Annotated in this window: 4 protein-coding genes; 2 read left to right on the top strand and 2 right to left on the bottom strand. The window is 71.4% G+C overall.

Annotated features, from left to right (window positions below; translation table 11 throughout):
* Window positions 1-492, top strand: a 492-nt coding sequence (locus SACSA_RS0113065; RefSeq protein WP_019816373.1) for a histidine phosphatase family protein, incomplete at its 5' end; no start/stop codon positions are given.
* A gap of 21 nt (window positions 493-513) precedes the next feature.
* Here SACSA_RS0113065 and SACSA_RS0113060 read toward each other — a convergent pair.
* A complete protein-coding gene (locus tag SACSA_RS0113060) occupies window positions 514-1,137 on the bottom strand; it encodes a TetR/AcrR family transcriptional regulator (protein WP_028661836.1) in 624 nt (207 codons plus the stop codon).
* A 197-nt stretch (window positions 1,138-1,334) separates the two neighbouring features.
* Here SACSA_RS0113060 and SACSA_RS0113055 point away from each other — a divergent pair, with 197 nt between their 5' ends.
* Window positions 1,335-2,165: a siderophore-interacting protein gene (locus tag SACSA_RS0113055; protein ID WP_019816371.1), complete on the top strand. Its 831-nt coding sequence runs from the start codon at window positions 1,335-1,337 to the stop codon at window positions 2,163-2,165.
* A 28-nt stretch (window positions 2,166-2,193) separates the two neighbouring features.
* On the opposite strand, the gene SACSA_RS0113050 is transcribed toward SACSA_RS0113055, so the two are convergent.
* Complete coding sequence (locus SACSA_RS0113050; protein ID WP_019816370.1) at window positions 2,194-4,299, bottom strand: catalase; 2,106 nt, start codon at window positions 4,297-4,299, stop codon at window positions 2,194-2,196.
* Between the last annotated feature and the right edge of the window lie 168 nt (window positions 4,300-4,467).

Here is a 4,467-nt window from a genome sequence, read left to right as displayed (position 1 = left end):
ACCGCGGCCCTCGCGCTGGCCGAGCTGGCGCCCGGGGCCGAGGCCGGGCTGGACGCCCGCTGGAACGAGTACGACCACACCGACATCACCGCCCACCACGGCGGCGGTGCGCGGCAGGACCCGAGCGACCCGAGGGCGTTCCAGGCCGCGCTGGAGTCGGCGTTGTCGGCCTGGGTGGCTGCCGGACCCGACAGCCCGTGCGCCGAGACCTGGCCCGGTTTCCGCGCCCGGGTCCGGAGCGCGCTCGACGAGCTCGTCGGAGTGCTCGGCCGCGGTGAACAGGCCGTGGTGTTCACCTCGGGCGGGGTCATCGCGACGCTGTGCGGCGAGCTGCTCGGCGCGCCCGAGGCGGGGCTGGTCGCGATGAACAGGGTCACGGCGAACGCGAGCGTGTCGAAGCTGGTCACCGGGCGTTCGGGGACCACGTTGCTGTCGTTCAACGAACACGCCCACTTCGACGGCGAGGCCGCCGCCCTGCTCACCTATCGCTGAAGTCGCGCCCGGCGCCGGGCGTCAGGGCGTTCCGGACAGGCGTGGCAGGACCGACGACACGAGCGTGAGCAACACGTGGCTGAGCAGGTCGTGCACCTGGGCACGGTCCAGCGAGCCGCGCACCAGCCACTCGCGCCCGGCGACCTTGACCATGCCCGCGTAGGAGCGCAGGACCGCGTTGAACTGGTCCCAGCGCGCGTCGTCGGAGGAGAAGCCCATCGCCTCAAGGACCCGGTCGGCGGCCGTGCGGTCGGCGTCGTCGAGGATGCGCTCGACCTCCACGTCCCGGCCGATGCCTTCGGGGGTGATCGCGGCGAGCCACATCTTCTCCTGCTTGCCGATCATGTCGAGGAACCAGTCGACCGCGGCCTCGGTGCGTTGTTCGAGCGTTCCTTCCGGCAACTGGTCGATGGCGCCGTGGGGCACCGTCAGCGCGCGGCGCACCACCGTCAGGTAGAGCTCCCGTTTCGTGCCGAAGTAGTGGTTGATCAGACCACGGGCGACTCCCGCGCGGGCGGCGATGTCCGAGGTGGACACATCCGCGTAGGGGCGCTCACCGAAAAGCTCCGCGGCGCAGGCGAAGATCTGTTCCTTGCGTTCGTCCGGCTCCAGTCTTCGCCATTTCGGCACTGATTCCGTCGTCATGCCGTGCAGTTTCGCACGCGGGCCCGCGCTTCGCCGGGAAAAGCGGCGACCGGAACGCGCCCGGGGGTTCGGTGGGCACGATCGGGTGTAGCGCGGGCACCTCGGCGAGAACGGGGACCATGGACTAGCCTCCTGCTTAGGTAAGGCTAAACACACGGCCGGTCCTCAAGGACACGGACGGGCAGGAGGGAGCCGGGATGGCTGAGCAGGGGCGCGGCCGCGCGGAGCGGCCGGGCGAGCGCGCGGGCGGCAAACCGGTTCTGCGCCTGCGCGTGCTCCGCACCGAGCGGCTGACGCCGCGCATGACGCGCGTGGTCTGCGGCGGCGACGGGCTCGGCGCCTACGTGCCCACCGGCTGCACCGACAGTTACGTCAAGGTCGTCTTCCCGGTCCCCGGAGTGGAGTACCCGGAGCCGTTCGACCCGAGGACCGCCGCGGCGGCGGTACCGCCGGAGCACCGGCCCCGGCAGCGCACCTACACGGTGCGCTATCACGACCCCGACGCCGGGGAGCTGGCGCTCGACATCGTGCACCACGGCGACGTCGGCCTCGGTGGCCCCTGGGCCGCGCGGGCCCGGCCCGGGGACGAGGTGTTCCTGCTCGGTCCGGGCGGCAAGTACGCGCCCCGATCCGACGTCGACGCGCACCTGTTCGTCGGCGACGAGTCCGCTCTTCCCGCCATCGCCGCCTCCTTGGAGGCCGTCGACCCGGGAACGCCCGTGCGTGCGCTGCTGCTGGTCACCGACGCCGCCGAGGAGCAGCCACTGGCGACCAAGGGTGCGGCCGAGATCCGGTGGCTGCACCGGGCGGCGGGCGACGACCTCGTGGAGGCGGTGCGCGGTCTCGCGCTCCCGGACGGCCTCGTCCAGGCGTTCGTGCACGGTGAGGCGGGCATGGTGCGTGACCTGCGCACCCACCTGCTGCGCGAGCGCGGCCTCGACCCCGCCCTGCTGTCGCTGTCCGGGTACTGGCGGCGGGGCCGCGAGGACGAGGCCTGGCGCGCGGAGAAGGCCCAGTTCATGGCGTGACCACCGGGCCCCGCGCGCCCTCCGGCGGTCACGCCGGTACGGCGTCGGTCACCCGGTCCCAGGCCCGGTGGCGGGCGAGGTTGTCGGCGAGGCGGGCGGCGAACTCGTCCGGCACCGCGTCGCGGTCGGCGGTCGTGGTGACCACACCGTGCTCATCGACGACCTCCGAGTTCTTCGCCACCGGTTCGACCACGCCCGCCCGCCGCAGCAACTCCGCTCCCGCCCCGAACGCGGCCACGGGTTTGGCGTGCTTGTACGCCTCCGCGACGAAGTGCACCGCGTACCCGTCGTCGGCGAGCGTGGACACCGCGTCGGAGCCCGAGGCGACCACGACGCCGTCGTAGAGGACCGAGGCCATCGTGTTCACCGCACGGTCGGCGGTGAGGGAGTCGCCGGAGACGCTGCTCTGCTCGCCCTCGGTGATCGCCAGCACCTCGGCGGCCACCCCGCGTTCGCGCAGCGCCGCGACCAGGCCGCGGATGCCCGCGCCGTCCCCGCCGTCGGCGGTGAGCACGGCGACAGTGCGGGTGTCGGGCCGGTCGGTCCGGGTGGTGAGCTGGGACAGCGCGGGCGACGAGCGCCCGTGGTTCTCCCGCGCGGGACCGGTCGGCGGGCTCACTCCGATGCCGCGCGCGACGCGCACCGCGAGGTCGTGGTCGACGTGGTTGAGGTGCCCGACCACCCGCTCGCGGATCGGCGTGTGCCGCACCTTGCCCAGCTCGAAGCGGAACGCGGCCACGATGTGCTCGGCCTCCACCTCGGACATGCTGTTCCAGAACAGGGTGGCCTGCGAGTAGTGGTCGCTGAAGCTCGCGCTGCGCCTGCGGATCGTGTGACCGTCGACGCGTCGCTGGTAGTGGGAGAACGTGTCGGCGTTGGCGATCGCGGGACAGCCACCGTCGAGCGTGTCCTTGTGGTACGGGGCCCTGCCCCGGTGGATGTGCATCTGCCCGTAGCCGTCGCGCTGGTTGTGGTGCACCTCGGCCACGGGCCGGTTCACCGGCAGCTGGGCGAAGTTCGGCCCGCCGAGGCGGATGAGCTGCGTGTCCAGGTAGGAGAAGTTGCGTGCCTGCAACAGCGGGTCGTTGGTGAAGTCGATGCCGCCGACGACGTTGGCCGTGTGGAACGCGATCTGTTCGGTCTCGGCGAAGAAGTTGTCCGGGTTGCGGTCGAGCACCATGCGCCCGACCGGCCGTACCGGCACCTGCTCCTCCGGAATGATCTTGGTGGGGTCGAGCAGATCGAAGTCGAAGGCGAACTCGTCGGACTCGTCGACCAGCTGCACGCCGAGCTCGTACTCCGGGAAGTCCCCTGCCTCGATGGCGTCCCAGAGGTCGCGGCGGTTGAAGTCGGGGTCCTTGCCCGCGATCTTTTGCGTTTCGTCCCAGACGAGCGAGTGTGTGCCGAGCACGGGCGTCCAGTGGAACTTCACGAAGGTGCCCCGGCCTTCCGCGTTGACCAGCCGGAAGGTGTGCACGCCGAAGCCCTGCATCATCCGGTAGCTGCGCGGCAGTGCCCGGTCCGACATCAGCCACATCATCATGTGCATGGTCTCGGGCTGTTCGGCGACGAAGTCCCACAGCGTGTCGTGCGCCGACTGCGCTTGCGGGATCTCGTTGTGCGGCTCGGGCTTCACCGCGTGGACGAAGTCGGGGAACTTGATGCCGTCCTGGATGAAGAACACCGGCATGTTGTTGCCGACGAGGTCGTAGTTGCCCGCGTCGGTGTAGAACTTCGTGGCGAATCCGCGCACGTCGCGCACCGTGTCGGCCGAGCCGCGGGAGCCGGCCACGGTGGAGAAGCGGACGAAGGTCGGCGTGCGGGTGTCCGGATCGGACAGGAAACGCGCGGACGTGTAGTCGGCCAGCCACGAGTCGTACGGCTGGAAGTAGCCGTAGGCGCCCGCTCCCCGGGCGTGGACCACGCGCTCCGGAATGCGCTCGTGGTCGAAGTGGGTCAGCTTCTCCCTGGCGTGGAAGTCCTCGAGCAGCGTCGGCCCGCGCTCGCCGACGGTGAGCGAGTCGTCGGTGTGGTCGACCCGCACCCCTTGCTGGGTCGTCAGGTCGGTGCCGTCCTGAGACACCCGGAAGTCGTCGAGTTGCCGGTCCTTGTCGTCACGATCGTTCGCTGCCACGGCCGCGTCGCCCTCCCTCTCGCTCGCGGGTCTCCGGGCCGACAGATACCCGGCCGTGGGGGTGCCAAACCGTCGCCGCACGGGATGTCCGGACCAGGGAGGGCGGTGCGGGCGGCGGAGCCGGGGGCCAGTCTCCCCGGCCTGCCGACCCCGCCGGCCTGCCGACTC

The sequence above is a fragment of the Saccharomonospora saliphila YIM 90502 genome, from assembly GCF_000383795.1.
GTDB lineage: Bacteria > Actinomycetota > Actinomycetes > Mycobacteriales > Pseudonocardiaceae > Saccharomonospora > Saccharomonospora saliphila.
Note: the sequence above shows the minus strand (reverse complement) of the source record. Positions and strands in the feature narration are given on the sequence as shown.

Coding starts and splice junctions, on each gene's coding strand:
- SACSA_RS0113060 (WP_028661836.1), bottom strand. CDS start 1,137: ATGACGACGGAATCAGTGCCGAAATGGCGAAGACTGGAGCCGGACGAA.
- SACSA_RS0113055 (WP_019816371.1), top strand. CDS start 1,335: ATGGCTGAGCAGGGGCGCGGCCGCGCGGAGCGGCCGGGCGAGCGCGCG.